Below are 15477 nucleotides of genomic sequence, written 5' to 3'. Positions count from 1 at the left end.
AACTCCTTTTCAGTACAGTTTTGGCTCCTTCCTGAAAAGAAAACGACATTGTTATTACTAAAGAAGCACCTACTATTCAGATCATTTCACTCACCCTATCAGAATCGTTAATTACACATATTACCCAAGCCATTTAAACAAGGAGAATAATAATTAAGTGCTACCTTTCGTCCTTTGAAAAAATCCTTTTGAAAAGAAGTTTCTCGATTGTTTTTAAAAACCCTACTATCCTTGAATTTGATATTCTTTTTTGATTTCTCTAATCTTAATTTAATTATTTCTCCTTCTTTTATAACATCTTCGGTACCTCTTCGCTCTTTTTTGATACTTGTTATACGATAAAGTTTTGAATCAATTATATCTTCTATATAAACCCAATATAAATCTTGAGCGACAGGATGTATTTTCAATACCTTAAATTTCTCTGTGCTTAATTTCTGACATGTACTCAGAAATAAAATAGTTAACGTTATTAATATTTTCATTATTCAAAACTAATCTCAACATTAGAACATTAAATTCTCCTCTATGTGCTTTTTTTGTCGTTAAACGCTATCAGTTGCAGAGCTAACGGACATGATTTCTTTACATTATTTGACCAACCCGGTTTAGCTCCTTCTTTTAGCAAAGCTTTTACACCGTTGTTCAATTCAACAAAGGCACTGACTTTTTTGGAAATCGACCATGTTATCTCAATTCCCCCTAATACATCAGTATTCCCATTTCCTAAATCATCTGTATACTCAGCGGTGTTAAAAAAAGGGGCATTACCCAACTCTTTCCTGTCAACTACATCGGGAGGCTCCATACTATTGTACAACCAAACATCACTCACTATTTCATTGTTTCTTAAAAGATAAGCGTAAGCAACTCTAGTATCATCTTCAATAATTACAGCGTAACTACTATCTTCTCTACAAAAAAATTGATTAAAATAAACTTCCATTTTATTTTTCGCATTAACAAATCGACCTTTACCCCATTCCATACTGCCACGAATTGCCTTTCCTCCTTTGCAGTTAAAACCGGAAATAGATCCTTTCCCTCTTAACTCGCTCCAAAAAATCTCCAACGATTGCGAGTAGTAGTTTGGAAATCCACAACAGCCTATAATCACGATGACACTCTCTTTAATCTTGCACTACCCTGATCATCCAACTTCAGGCAGTCTTCCATGAAATATTTAGCGCGAATCCATTGTCATCGATTAATTTGACTCAAAATAGTTGAATCTTTTATTTTATCATCATCAGCTAGTAAAAAGGCTTTGCTTAAAACCAAAGACAGCCCTCTGTCTCCCTCAAAAGGCAAGAAAACATTAGCCGTATTTGTTCCCTTCCCTCGAGCAGGAACAATACACAAATATTGATCATTAGGTTCCATAAGAATATTGGAACTTCCGATATGAATTTTATAGGTTCTTTTAGTTCCTTTTACTTTCAAGAATTTCCCATCTATTGAACTGACATTCTTAATTTTTAATCTTGGAAGTAGTTTTTCAAGAATCTCTTTTCTTGTCTTTGCGATTTGAGTTAAATCGCCAAAAGAATAACTTGTCCAATAATCTCTGTATTGAGCTAAACCTCCATTATCTCTCCACTCTGGATCATTTCCTACACTACAAACTCCTACAAACAAGTCAACATCTCTCATAATTTCTGAGAAAATAAGTTTGGGGACATCTATCAAGTTTAGAACGTTTTGATCCTCTCCAATAAAACGAACTTGATCCGTGGCCACATAATTCCAAATTCCAGCATCATTAAACTGATCATCAGCGAGAATTTCATTAATCCAAAATTGAGCAGACATTTTATATTCTCTAATATCTATGCTCGCCAACTCTCCATCTCCGCCATTATCAAAGGCCCCCATTAAGGTATATTTCCATCCTCTTATGGCAGTTAAAGCATTAAATTGATGTTGTTTGATAATATGAGCGGCCATTCTATTACTGTAAGTTTTGGTACTGATCTCTGCGTCGGTAAGAATATACACCTCTCTATAAGCTTGTTTTAAAGGCTGTTTTATCGCTAGCTGTTCTAATAGATTCCTCCAATACAATACTTCATCAATTTCAGAGTAAATAGGATGCCAAAGTCTGACTTTTGTCGTCTCATCTATCCATTCCAGAGCATTTCTATCTTTATCTACCCACTTGCTCTGCTCATACATGGCGGTTACATACTCTTTGCCATTTTCAAATTGCCATAAAAGCTTGTTGGCTATAAAGCCTACCAAGCCATGATTTAAATAATTTTTCAGGAAATCACTATAATCCCAAATACGATTTTCTAAATACAATCGATCAATCCTATCTCTTTGAGCAGTAAGGTACTTCTTTATTTGCGCAACGTCGTTTTTTGCTCTTTTTAAAAGCTCTTTGTGTTTTGCTGAATTTTTGACAAATGAAGGGGTCGTCTTTTGAATTGATCCATCGGGCTTTTCCCAAGTCAAATTTACTTTCCCCAAATCTTGTATCGCTAAATTCAAGGTATAATCTTCAAATTGATAGCTCTTTTTCCCGTTCTGTAAATCAAAATCAGGGATCGACAATTCTTCTATTTCAGAAGAGGAAACGCCTAACTTTTCTGATGCCTCATCCAAATATTTCACAATCAATTTCTTGGTATTGTTCTGTTTGATTTTCAGTTTGAGTCTTGATAAATGGCTAACTCCTTCTAAGCCTCTGGTATTTCCTAAAACATAAAGGCACGCATTTCCTACTGCTGCTGCCGTAGGGCCGACACCAGGTATTTTTTTAAATGCTTTTTCAGCAAGTCTCCCCAGTAGATTTATCGTTCTTGAGTCATGAAATTTTGCTAGACTCCAAATCAATCCTTTAAAAAAAACTGAATTCTTTTCGTGCATAAACTCATAAGTACTGTATTCATATACCTCTCCTGCATAGTTATTACTCACAACGGTCTCAACAGGTTGTAGTCCAACCACATATTCTATCCATGGGTGAACAACCCTTTTGTAGTTCGTAATTCCTATTTCGTCAATAATAGCACTTGTTGATTTTAAAAACTTCGCTGTTGGTTTGGATGTTTTGGATTTAATAAAAAGGTGAAATAGCCCAAACCACTTGTCTTGAACATCAGTTTCAAGCAGAGCAATCTCAGAATTTATGAATTCACCCACACGATCATTTGGCAATTTATACGGTGCATTTCTCCCTTGGTTATCAGCACTCTCAAACAGTAGCTTTTCAATCTTTATACGTACTTTTTCCAAATCTGCCCCCCAATAACCTTTTCGTTGCTTCATTTGAGGCCAAGAAAGTAAATCCTCTAAAAATATTTTAAGATCTTCTGTGAGCCCCTTAGATTTGATCGTTCTTTCAATTTGCTGTGTCGCAAAACCTATAGGCCAATCCGAAAATGTTTTAAGTTGCAATTCATCCGACTTTTTAAACTGGAGAAAAAGCTGTTCCAATTCACCTGAGGTATACTCTAAATTACTCCTGATCAGTCCTGTTAAAATCTCTGCTTTGGCAGCTATGGTATAATGCTCCTCATCAAAAACATACCCTTTAATCTTTCTTCTCTTTATCTTAGTCTCAGCGATGACTTTGTTAACTAAATAAAAGATCATCCCTTTTCTGAAAGAACACTCTTTCTTCTTAATCTGTTGATAGGTTTTATTTTTACTTAATAGGATCCTGTGCCACCAAAAATCCCCATGTTCTTTTTTGATTTCATCAATAACTTCTTTAACTAAATCTTCGTACTGCTTGTCTTCAGTTGCATTTACCTTAAATATACTCATAAAACTTTCTCTTATTCCCATAGCATTTAATTTACCCTCCAACGAGTGGAGTTAGTTTGATAAAACTTATAGACGTATTCTCTCTGACCAATACTTGCTGTTGAAGACTCTCTGCCTGATTGTTATCAATCAAAACAAAATATCCATTTTTTTGAAATGCATCTAGGGCTACAAAAACTTGTTTCTCTACGTCAATTGTTTTTTTCTTGTCTTTTAACTTAAAACCATTTAATGTTTTTTCCGCTTCAGTAGGTTGAACAAGACCTTTAAAATATTCAGGTAGCTTTTTATTATAGGCATCAATTTCTGCCGCTACCCTTGCAGCAATAATCTCTTTAACAGTAAGAATTTCACTTGAAACCACTAGCTCAATTGTATCTAAAATGTCTCCGGCTAAGGTTTCGTCTTTGATAGTAATTTTCATATTGATAATTTTTCCCTAAACTTACATTATTTTTTCAGACCTATAGGTAAAAGGTCTTTTATTGTCAACTCCTCATTTGTTAGATTTGTTAGAAAAGTATTTCCTAACTTTCTTTAATACTGTAATTTTCAATCTCCACTTTTCCATTCATCTATGGTTAACTCCATACTAAAGGAATAATCTACAATATTATTACTTGCTATAGAAGTTAATCATTTAATTGCCTCTATTTCATACTTTTCAAGTAAGTAGGTTGCTACCCACAATTGAACACTCGTATTTTCATAGTGTAAAAGTTGTAATAACTCATTACCAACACCATTCTCATTCAAATATTTTGCTGCATCTATTATTTTATAACAGTTCTTATTTTCTATTTAATAATTACCTTCATAAGATGCGCTACCGTACTCAATAACTCTTAGTTTTAATCTTTCGAGTCATAATACTCAAAAACTCTATGCACTTCTGCAAAGGCATTCTCTTCATCGTTTAAATAATGATAACATGTCAACCAATTGTTGTACTTATCTCGATTTACGTATTCAAACTTATACGTTGCATGCACTGTTTTCTCATCATTTTCATAAGAAACTAACTTAATGACCTCTTGATTTTCATTAAAATACAGTTCATTTACTCGTTTAAAATCGGTATTAAAACTTAATCCGCCACTTGCTCTTCTCTTTAACCGAATTAAATTATTACTATCGTCATAGGTAAAATCTTCACTAAAAACCAAACCTACTCTCTCTCCCTTCCATACAGTATACGTATATACTGATGTTAAATTCCCTCTTTCATCATAAGTATACTCCTCTTGTGGAATCTTTCCCGTACCCCAAAACTCCAAGCCATGATCTGGATAATCGGGAAATCCTGCGAATTCAAATGTTTTTTTAATTAACTGTTTCTTGGTATTGTAGTGATACGTTGCTGTGAAATTAATAGTCTCTTTATCTATTTTATTGTCTAAGTTTTTATCCCAAAGCGTTTTACCTATTTCTTGATGTATTGTACCATCATAATTTAAGGTATACTCATAAACTTCTGTTTGCTTTCTATAACTACTGTCTTTTTCTACAATTACCTCGTTAGGTTCATACGACCGTGTGTTGAAATATACTCTGTAGGGGTTAAAAACATGTTTTCTAACAAGATGCTCTTGCCTATATTTCGTTTTCTCTTCTATATCTTTTGAAAAATGTTCATATGCATACATCCGTACCATTCGTCCTCTTTTACTCTTAACAACAATTGTATCGTGAGCTAAAGATTGATACATACTATCTGGTATCGAATGCCATTTTTTCTCTGTTCCATTTTTATCGAATTCAATATATACTCCGTAACAAAATCCAACAAACCTGTTCGCCACAAGGAATAACTGCAGCTGATCATCGCTTAAACTATCTCGATTGTACAACTTTTGAAAAGTTCTACTCGTTTTTACTGAACCATTAAAATGATAGACATCTCTACTTTGTTTATGATAACTCTTTATAGTACCACGACTGATATTACGAGTTTTACAGCTCGCGAATACTACTAAAACTAAAATTACTGTTTTTATTCTCATACTATTCTTTTTCTATTAGGTAGGCTTTCCATAGATCATTTATTTCTTCTTGGTTAGATACGCTGCTAGCGCACAATTGAATCGTGTAAAATTCTATGTATCTAACTCCATTAGTTACTATCCTCGTCTCTCCTGTATATTCTTTTCTAATGTAAATTCTTTTTTACTAGTATCAGGATAATCTTCTGGGCTAAGCACAAAGCCTGCTTCTACTGGGGTGTAAAATTAATACTTGCTACTCACAGTTTTTTTCTTTAAAAGTAAAAAAACTACTTTAAATTCTTAACACATTTTGTTGCAACAAATCTGATATTAATTCTTATTCCCTCTTACCATAACATACCATCGTGCAAGAGCGGTGACTTAGCACGCAAATAAAAGTAATATTTCATCTTTTTATCAGACATCTATTTGTTTTAAAGTATATTTTATTAGAAATATATTTGCTTTACTAGTGTAAACAAAACTTTTTTTGCGCCATCTTTTAAACTATTATGGAGAGTATCATTATAAAAAGAAACTCAAAGGGCATAAAGTATAATTTGGAACTACCAATTGAATATTATAAAAAAAGCTGAAAAATATGAATTTTGGAAAACACTGTGATTTATGTGAAAATCAAAAAACAAACTTTCACAAGGGAACAACCTGTAATTTGACGGGATCAAAACCATCGTTTGACATTATTTGTCCAGATATCAAGCTTGAAGAAAAACTTAAACAAAGGTTAGATCTAGTAAATATCACTATCAGAATTAATGAGCAAAAAAAAAGTTCAGCTTATTTCTTTTTTTATGTTTCCATTATAATTGGTTACTTTTTGATTATAGGAGGTATTTTAATTTCAACATTTACATTAGTTAGAGTGTATGCCTTCTATATCACTTTTGGTACAATTAGTTTAGGTCTATCATTTTTAGGTATAGGATACGAGAAACTGAATAGGTTTAGAAATAAAGAAAAAAAAGATAAATCCGAAAAAAGCAAAATAGATACATTACTTAGTCTTTATAAGATTAACTATGAACCAATCATTACTTTAGGAGAACAACGACATGGAATTCAAGAAATAACTATAAATATTCAAGTTAAAAATGGAGCATTAAAAAGCTATGTGAACACTTACAAAAATAATGAAATATATAACGCTTAATTCTTGCCTCTTTTTTCTTCGAATATTTTATAATTCCCTGCTTTACATTTAAACCTGGTTTCATTTTAGGATGCTATAATCGTATTATTTCATCGGTAGCTATTTTTGAATATCATTCATCATATCACTTTCTTCCTTTATGTTTTCGATAAATACTATTTTTCTACTTTTAAATAGTCCGGCTTTTAGGAAAGCTTACAAGGTTAAATAAGGCTAACCAAATTCCACAAAGAGAACGTGGTAGCATATTGCTTACTGTAGATGCTTTCTTACGTGATTACAACGCTAAAAAAGCGTACTCTTAAAAACAACAAAACCACAACTCTCGTCGTGGTTTCATCTTTATTATTTTTAAAGTTAATTTCTGTATTGCTTACTCATACTCGGCACTAGAAAGGATTCTAGCGGGAGCGGGGCATTACACTAAAGCAAAATGTCAATTTGCGGAGATTTATTTAGTCATTAAACTGTTTTAAAACTTTAGTTTCTGATAATTCATCTTCTTTCCAAATTTCTAACACATAAGAGTCATTACCATCTTCTTCATCTATATCCACACCTTTTAAGTTACAAAAATAAATTCTAAACGTATAAATTCCATTCTTCAAGTTAAGTTCAGTAATTTTATCGTAATCTGGACAATCTCTTATTTGTAATTTTGAATTAGAAACTTCAATATAACTTTCAATAACATGATCAAAACCATCATATGAATTAATATTACTTTTTTCTTTTAATAGTTTAACTTCAAGATTAATGTTACCATAAGAAGCTGTTCTAACAGCAATGAAACCTTTTTCCACATATATTCTGTTCTTAAAACTAGAGTCTTCCCAAATATCATTAGTTCTTTCTTTCATAACAGAAGAACCATTAGTTATATAAAACTGATTATACTCTGTTTCAAAATTTAAATTAATTTTCATTTTTTTTAATTTAATTACACTACAGCCAAATATAAATAGTAATATTAAGATATATAATTTATTTCCCATATTAAATCCCTTGTGGTCCAATATTATAATCATCATTTTGAAAATGGTATTCCATTCCTGGAGGCGCTAAAAGAAAAGGTATTTTAAACACTCTATCTAAAATCTTTAATAAAGGTAATGATGGTCCTATAGGTTTTGGTTGAACATAAACTGGTATTATTGGAGGTATTATAGGAACATCAGAAGGTGTACTAACTGGATCTGGAATTTTTTCAGGTTCTCTCTCATTTGGAACAGGTAACACTAAAAAACTATCTCCATGATTTAGTCTTTTATATAAATTCGCTAAAGAGCCTCCTTGACTTTGATTTTCTCGAGCAGGAACGTAAGCAACTAAAGAGTTTTTTCCTCCTTCAAAAGTTGATGCAAAAGGATATTCGTCTCTTTGCAAACCTTCAGATCCTCTTGAAGGTATGCCTCTTAAGGCTGCTCTTCTTCGTTTTCTTCTTCTTTTTTTATCACTGTCATAATGGAGGACGTCAGGCTTTCCTCTTCTAAAAGAATTAAGAGTATGCTTATAAATACCTGGTGTTACCTTTTCAAAAACAAAATGAACATTTAACCCTGTTCCTGATTTATCGCTCTCTTTTTTTACTCTTTTGAGGGCTAAAAAAGCTGTTTTGGCATCTTTCCCTGTAAATTTAACTCCCCCATTTACTCTTATTATATCTCTTCCATCTGGATCTATGAATAAGAGTGGAGAATTAGCTGCAAATATATATGGACTAACTGGTGTATACTTCTCCGCCAAAGGGTCTATGTTCATCCACCTACCTAAAGCAGCATCATAATTTCTAGCCCCGAAGTCATGCCATTGTATACCGAGTTCCTCGTTTAGCTCTTTTCCATTATACCCAAACTTCTGGGCGGTACTGTTTCCTAGAGAGTTAGCAAAATTATTATAACCCTTGTGTTTAAGTCCAAAGGGATAATAATTACTTTCTTCCACAATCTCAGTAGAAGCAGTTACAATACCATCCTTATTAGCATCGGTATAGGAGAGTCGAACATTACCCAGATGGTCTTTATATTGATATATATAATCAAAGGCGCCATTAGATTTTTTCACATAACCTTCTGAATGCCCAAAAAATTGAAGTACATTATTTTCATATATAAAACCACTTGCATAATCAGTAGTCACAAGATTTCCATTATCATTTACTACTTTTTTCAACTTAGTACCATCAGCTGCATAAGTATAATTGATTTTCTTTGTATTTGATTTGTTGAACTTAACTTCAGTTGGCAAGTTCATATGATTAAACACAATGCTAGTTATCCCTTTGTTGGCATCCGATATCATGTTACCGTTGGCATCGTATCCAAAATCATCATTTGAATTAGAACCATCCTTAAATCCATAATGAGTATTTCCATTATCCGAGACTTTTTTGAGCTTATTTCCACTATCGTATGTGTAAACTAGATTATCCATTACACCAAAGCTCGTAGCGTTAGCATTTAAATGTCCTCGTCTGACTAAGTTTAGAATATTACCATTTTTATCATACTGAATACCTGATAGGTTGTAATTCGAGGTGTTGCCCCCTGTAGCGCTTAACAGTCTGTTCAAGGCGTCATAGCTGTATGTATAAGAACGTGTTTGGCCATCATTAGCCGTTTGCCAGCTCGTTTGTGCTATGTTTCCGTTGTACAAACGCTTGCTCGCATCACTGTGCTCATTGTAGGCTATTTCAAAGTTAAATAAATCATTATCATTTTTAGCATCTTGGTTGATTTTCTTTAACCATCCTCTAATATTGTAGCTATAATCTACCGTTTGTAAATTACCTCCAAGCTTTTTACTTTGTAATTTCCCTAACTCATCATAGGTATTAGCTACTATAGCTTCTGTTGATTGATCGTTTATTTTTTGAACTTGTGATACCAACCTTCCCGAATGATCATAGCTAAAACTATCTATAATTTCAATATCTACTTTACCTTGTTTTTTGTGGATACTTTTTGTTTCTACTACTTTCCCAGAAAAATCTAGGTTCCTTTCAACAATATCCGTAGTTTGTAACTCATCATTTCTTTTATAAACTTGAATTGATCTTCCTTTTAAATCGTAATAATTAACCGTAGTTATCCAATTATTAGTTTCTAACACTTTTACTTTACTTCCAGTTGTTAATCCCTTTAAACGAGTTGTAGATTGCGCTCCATAAGTAGTACTCACTGAGGGTTTAGCTCCAGCTAAATCAAACGTATAATTATCATAATAATTTACAGTCAATACCTTCAAATTTGAGATTGGAAAATTATTATTACTGTAAAATATATTCAAACTTCCTGCTGTAGTAAGCTTATTTTCAGAATTATTAGAGGTATTTGTATTCTGGGAATCAAAATGGTTTTGCATCTCATCTTGATTTAAACCTCTTTCATGAGTATAAATCCCTGTATAAATGATCCTTCCTAAATAATCATACTTAGTAAATAGCCATTTATTTGTTTTTCTTAAATTAGCATCTTGTGTCAATACTGGTCTATCGATTTTGTCATATACTATGTATTCTTTCCCTTTGCCTGGTACTTTCTTTTCTACTAAACGATTTCTAGCATCATACTGGTATTGATAACATAACTCATCTAGAACTCTATATTCTAATTCTCTTCTTACTCCATTATTACAAATTGGCAAGCTTACTGAAAATGAACCCGAGAAATAAGAGATTGAATGACCAAAATGGTTTACTATTTTTAGCTTACCATCTTCTATTTTCACACTGTATGAAGTACTAGTTGTATTGGTATTAAGGTACCCTAAATTTAAATTAGGCCACGGACAACCGATGTCACCTAAGGAATACCCAGAATGATTTATTTGTGTAGACACAAAACTTCCGTTAAAATCTACATTAAGTATATTATTTTTTATTGATACTTTGACACTTCCACCTCCATTAGATTGAGTGAACTCTTCTTGATTTATATATAACTCATAATCATTAAATGAATTATTTGGAGTTTCTTTTATTATTTCTTGAGATGCTTTAGGGGGTAAGACATAAGTTAAATTACCATAATCATCATATACATAATAGGTATCATGAGCTTCTTCCACACCATCTACCAAAGCGTATGTCCTTTTTAAAAGAACTTGTCCCTCAATATTTTTAAACTCTTCTGATGAATGTAGTTTACTATTACTATCATCATAATTCTCATCTTTAACTACAACTTTAAAAAGATCTCCTTTAGCATAATAACTACCTATTGGTTTTAATCCTAATGTTGGAGCATAAGTATTTCCATTTAGTTTTGTTGTGACAAAATACTTCAAAACTTCATCAACTGAATTTACATCATAACCATACCTTATTTCATGTCCTCCACCTAATCTCCAATCATAACCAGGAGCTGCCTGTTTAACAACTCTATTAATAGGTGAATTTTCAAATTCCTTTACTGAATAAGGGTTAGGATTAGTAACATTTATGTCTGACGAATAATTTGTTTGATAATATGAATTAGTAGCGGTAATGGCATTATGATTAAACCTTCCATTACTTGAATTCGAGCCATAAGGTAAATATTCTTTTGCTAACCTTCCAAAACCATCATATTCCAAATGAGTAACTACATCTTTAAGATTAGTACTCTGTTTTATACCTATGCTTTGCTTGGCTCTACCCAATCCATCATAATAAACAATGTTTTCAATTACATCTTTTTCTGAATTTACCTCTCCATTGATAGTTGCTCTTTGAAAATCTCTCGTTAAAACAAAATTCTCATCATTGCTAAGGTTTAGAGGAATATATGTACTATTTTTAATTTTTGCCCAAAAATTAGCTCCTGAAACAATATGAGTTGTGGGCTTTATAGTTATACTTTTATCTGCTTCTTCTGTTCTAGTACCTGAAATAATGGTTTCATTTTCTATTACAATGTGTTCTTGTGAGTGTAAAGGTAGTATTAATAAAAACATTGAAGCTACCAATATATAAATACTCTTTTTCATAGTTTTAGTTTTTATAGTTGTATTTATATTCTTTTAACATATTCTTATTAGCATCTTTTATATAGGCTAATCTATTTGAACTATCATACTCATAATACAATATTTCTCCCCTCGCATCAGTAATACTAGTAACACCTATTAACGGATTATAGGTATAGGTCGTAACCTGTGAATTTAAAAATTGTGCTCTCAAATTAGATAAAGCCGATATTAAGACCTCCTCTGTTCTTTTATCAACATCATTATTTGAAGCTATTTTCGCGGCGTTTATCGCTGATTGTTGGGCTACTGTTAAATTTTCGTGTTTAGCATTTATTATTTTTGCAATAGGCATAGTCTCATCATAGCCCCAAACTATTAAAGTATTCACCTCCCCATCTTTATTAAAATCAATTATATTTCCTTTGGTGTCATATTTATTGTAATAAATTGTTCTAGCAACATCAACATCGTTTTTAGGTCGATTAAGAACACTAATCAAGTCTCGATAATTATCATAAGTATAGTAATAATAATCGCTAATTTTCCCTTTACTTAAAACTGTTAAGCTGTTATACTTATCAAGTATATGATGCCTTCCTCCTCCAGAATTATTTGAAGGTGTAAAATTATTACCCACTATAGTTGTCCCAGTTAAATAATTAGTTCTTTCTTCCCTTAAAATGCCGCCATTATGATCTTTTATTTTTTTGTTTGTAACATTATAATTGTTATTGTAATCGTATTCAGTAACAGTAATTATCTTCTTACCATTGAAATACTGAATAGTTTCTTTTCTACTTAAAAGCATTTTAGTTCCTTTCAATGGATAATAAAAAAATATATAATCATCATATACATTTAAGTTTGAATAAGGGCTGCCTCCAACACCAGTACCTGAAGCAGTTGGGTAGCCAAATTTTCCTACATTAATGGATTTTACATTATAAGAAGTTTCCCCTATTTTTCCATTATTTCCGCTAGAAAATGGAACAATAGAATTATACGCGTATTTTGTTTTTTTAATTGTATCGTTACTATGACTCAAAAATACTTGCTGAAGTAACACACCATTATTTTGATCTGTACTTCTTATTGAATAAACAAACTTATCATAATATCCTTGAGGAACGGTTCCTCCTTGCCCAAATATTTCTCTAGGACTTTTATCAGGTACGTTTGAAAAGTAGGAAACAATTTTTCCATTATTATCGAAATTATTAACATCAATATCCTCTTTTGTAACGGAATCATAACCAACCCCCGAACCATTCCCTAACAATGATGTTTGGTAAGAATTTGAATAATAACAGGTAATAGCTGGTCCAGCCTCTGTAAATTTATTTATAAAAGGTGCTTCACCTTGATGACCATAATCATAATATATTTTTCTAAATGTGTCCTCATTCATTGCTGAGATTGACTCAATATGTTTTCCTCCTTTATAAGAATATCTTGTTTTAGTTGCTAACGTATTTTCTTCAGAAAAATTTCGGATTTCTTTGATTCTTAGTCCATACCCTTTACTTTCATTTTGTGCATAATTTGTGCTATAATCGACACCTGTATAATTTAACTTATTATCATAATTTGGAATGTAAATATTACTAAAGCTGTTTAGCTCATATTCATATTCTGAATAACCTCCTGTTGGAAAAACTACCTTTTTTAACATACCAACCTTTGCATAATTAGGATGAGCTGAACGGTTTGCCATTCCTTCAACATTAGCTACCAAAGGCCTCACCCAAGCAGGTATGTTACTTGTATTTTCATATAATCTAAAGGGGTTATTGATATCAGATGTATTATTCATTCCGTTATAATATCCCCAAAAATCAAAATCCAAAGAGTTTTTATTCGGTAGGAATTCTGTCTCATATTCAAAACGATATCTCTTACCATCTATCGTGATACCATCTAGCCTAAGTCTTTTTTGCGAATCATCTGTATGAGTAGAATTAAAATAAGACTGATTCAATTTTATTTTTTTTTGAATATGTCCTTTGTATTTAATTTTAATCTCTTTAAGATATTTATCACCTTTAATATCCAACCTTTCACCATGGTTGAATTCTATAAGTGTATTTCCATATACAATAGATGACAATACAGATTTCTCCTGAGCCATTACATTAATACCAGTTCCGTAATTATCTATTTTCAATCCATTCTCTACAGCAAATCTTTCAGCTTGTAATGGGCCGTCAACTTTCCCCATTCCTGGAACATCCCCCTCACTTCCTTGATTAACAATTGAAAATCTGGTACTTTTAAATTGTGTATATCCAGAACTAGCGCTTCGAGAACTTACAGCATAATTATCAGTATAATTAAATGTAATTGTATTCCCATAAGGATCACTAATTTTCGTTAATTTCCAGCTTCTAGCATCTTTACCTTTAATTCCATTAGGAAATCCCTTCAAAAAAGATGTTCCATATCCTGTATTAGATTGGAGAAGGGATTTAGTATGGGGTTCATTTGAAATTGTTCTTGTTAACAGTTCGTGTTGAAATTCAAACCTAATACCTGAAGGAGTAATAATTACCCATGAATTTTTATCTACAAATTCTATTTTATACTTTTCATTATTCAAAACTCTATAACTAGTTCCATATTTATAAAACATTAAGTGATGTCCAAAAAAACTAGCTTTAAAAATATCACGTTCTACATCTATTCCTGTAAGAGGATATTCTAATGATTCATAATTTTGTTCTTCCGACAATGAACCTGAATTATAATTATGAGGATAAAATATTCCCGATGCAGATGAACCAGCCCCCTCAGAACGCACCCTAATCATTGAAAATGAATCACTTTCGGGAGTCGATTTAGCTAAATTAAACCTTCCAGGATCTCTCGGGTCTTTAGGATTTATAGGGTTTTCCCAATAATAGCCAGGATACGGTCTTAACACATATTGAGGGTATGGAGCCCAATAATAATCAGGCACTTTCATTTCTACATTTGGATGCAAATCATCTTTCCCCATTACAATTTGTGTAACCATTCCTGTACTCATATACCAACCCAACCCAATCATTGAAGCTTCTTCATCTACTCTTATACCGTTAGAGGAATAATTTATAGCTAACGGAATTTCAATATTACCATACTCAATTTTATGCATCATGATTGGAATATTGATTCTACCGTTATACTCTGATGGTGCATCATACCCATACTTTTCAAACAAATACGATTGTGGTGCTTTGGGTTCTTGAAATTTTTGTGAAAATTGACTATGGATTTTTGTTATTGTAAAGCATAGTGTTAGAAACATGAATAGTTTTCTCATAATAAGTTTTTCTTGTTAATTGTAAACGGCTACAAAACTTATTTCTAATTTACAAAACAGACAACCCATGAATTATAATTATGGTATACGCAGAAGTCTAAAGTAATAAGTAATACTAGCAATTTTTTTTTCAAAACTCTGCAAAAATACAATTTCATTAAAAAAAAAAAAAAAAAAAAAAAAAAAAAAAAAAAAAAAAAAAAAAAAAAAAAAAAAAAAAAAACCCCCCCCCCCCCCCCCCCCCCCCCCCCCCCCCCCCCAACCCCCCCCCCCCCCCCCCCCCCCCCCCCCCCCCC

At 32.1% G+C, this 15477-nt stretch carries 9 protein-coding genes; 1 reads left to right on the top strand and 8 read right to left on the bottom strand.

The window, feature by feature from the left end; translation table 11 throughout:
- Positions 1-107 precede the first annotated feature (107 nt).
- The 5 genes from ACXAG7_RS18880 to ACXAG7_RS18860 form a co-directional block, all read right to left on the bottom strand.
- A complete protein-coding gene (locus tag ACXAG7_RS18880) occupies positions 108-410 on the bottom strand; it encodes a hypothetical protein (RefSeq protein WP_476667793.1) in 303 nt (100 codons plus the stop codon).
- A 116-nt stretch (positions 411-526) separates the two neighbouring features.
- Positions 527-1117: a hypothetical protein gene (locus ACXAG7_RS18875; RefSeq protein WP_476667792.1), complete on the bottom strand. Its 591-nt coding sequence runs from the start codon at positions 1115-1117 to the stop codon at positions 527-529.
- 83 nt (positions 1118-1200) lie between these two features.
- A complete protein-coding gene (locus tag ACXAG7_RS18870; RefSeq protein WP_476667791.1) occupies positions 1201-3816 on the bottom strand; it encodes a DUF4132 domain-containing protein in 2616 nt (871 codons plus the stop codon).
- Positions 3806-4198: a hypothetical protein gene (locus ACXAG7_RS18865; RefSeq protein WP_476667790.1), complete on the bottom strand. Its 393-nt coding sequence runs from the start codon at positions 4196-4198 to the stop codon at positions 3806-3808. Before ACXAG7_RS18865 ends, ACXAG7_RS18870 begins: the two co-directional genes overlap by 11 nt.
- A gap of 427 nt (positions 4199-4625) precedes the next feature.
- Positions 4626-5777 carry a hypothetical protein gene (locus ACXAG7_RS18860; protein ID WP_476667789.1) on the bottom strand — a complete coding sequence of 384 codons (1152 nt, stop codon included), beginning with the start codon at positions 5775-5777 and terminating at the stop codon, positions 4626-4628.
- Positions 5778-6360: 583 nt separating this feature from the next.
- Here ACXAG7_RS18860 and ACXAG7_RS18855 point away from each other — a divergent pair.
- Entirely contained in the window at positions 6361-6930 is a 570-nt protein-coding gene (locus ACXAG7_RS18855) for a hypothetical protein (RefSeq protein ID WP_476667788.1), read from the top strand.
- A gap of 455 nt (positions 6931-7385) precedes the next feature.
- On the opposite strand, the gene ACXAG7_RS18850 is transcribed toward ACXAG7_RS18855, so the two are convergent.
- From ACXAG7_RS18850 to ACXAG7_RS18840, 3 genes are all read right to left on the bottom strand, one after another.
- A complete protein-coding gene (locus tag ACXAG7_RS18850) occupies positions 7386-7856 on the bottom strand; it encodes a hypothetical protein (RefSeq protein ID WP_476667787.1) in 471 nt (156 codons plus the stop codon).
- A gap of 70 nt (positions 7857-7926) precedes the next feature.
- A complete protein-coding gene (locus ACXAG7_RS18845) occupies positions 7927-11898 on the bottom strand; it encodes a DUF6443 domain-containing protein (RefSeq protein WP_476667786.1) in 3972 nt (1323 codons plus the stop codon).
- Positions 11899-11902: 4 nt separating this feature from the next.
- The gene (locus ACXAG7_RS18840) at positions 11903-15181 is read right to left on the bottom strand and encodes a hypothetical protein (RefSeq protein ID WP_476667785.1); all 3279 of its coding nucleotides are present in this window, start codon (positions 15179-15181) and stop codon (positions 11903-11905) included.
- Positions 15182-15477: the final 296 nt, after the last annotated feature.

The organism is Tenacibaculum sp. AWR4_210 (genome assembly GCF_056160945.1).
Note: the sequence above shows the minus strand (reverse complement) of the source record. Positions and strands in the feature narration are given on the sequence as shown.

Coding starts and splice junctions, on each gene's coding strand:
- ACXAG7_RS18865 (WP_476667790.1), bottom strand. CDS start 4,198: ATGAAAATTACTATCAAAGACGAAACCTTAGCCGGAGACATTTTAGAT.
- ACXAG7_RS18860 (WP_476667789.1), bottom strand. CDS start 5,777: ATGAGAATAAAAACAGTAATTTTAGTTTTAGTAGTATTCGCGAGCTGT.
- ACXAG7_RS18855 (WP_476667788.1), top strand. CDS start 6,361: ATGAATTTTGGAAAACACTGTGATTTATGTGAAAATCAAAAAACAAAC.
- ACXAG7_RS18850 (WP_476667787.1), bottom strand. CDS start 7,856: ATGAAAATTAATTTAAATTTTGAAACAGAGTATAATCAGTTTTATATA.
- ACXAG7_RS18845 (WP_476667786.1), bottom strand. CDS start 11,898: ATGAAAAAGAGTATTTATATATTGGTAGCTTCAATGTTTTTATTAATA.
- ACXAG7_RS18840 (WP_476667785.1), bottom strand. CDS start 15,181: ATGAGAAAACTATTCATGTTTCTAACACTATGCTTTACAATAACAAAA.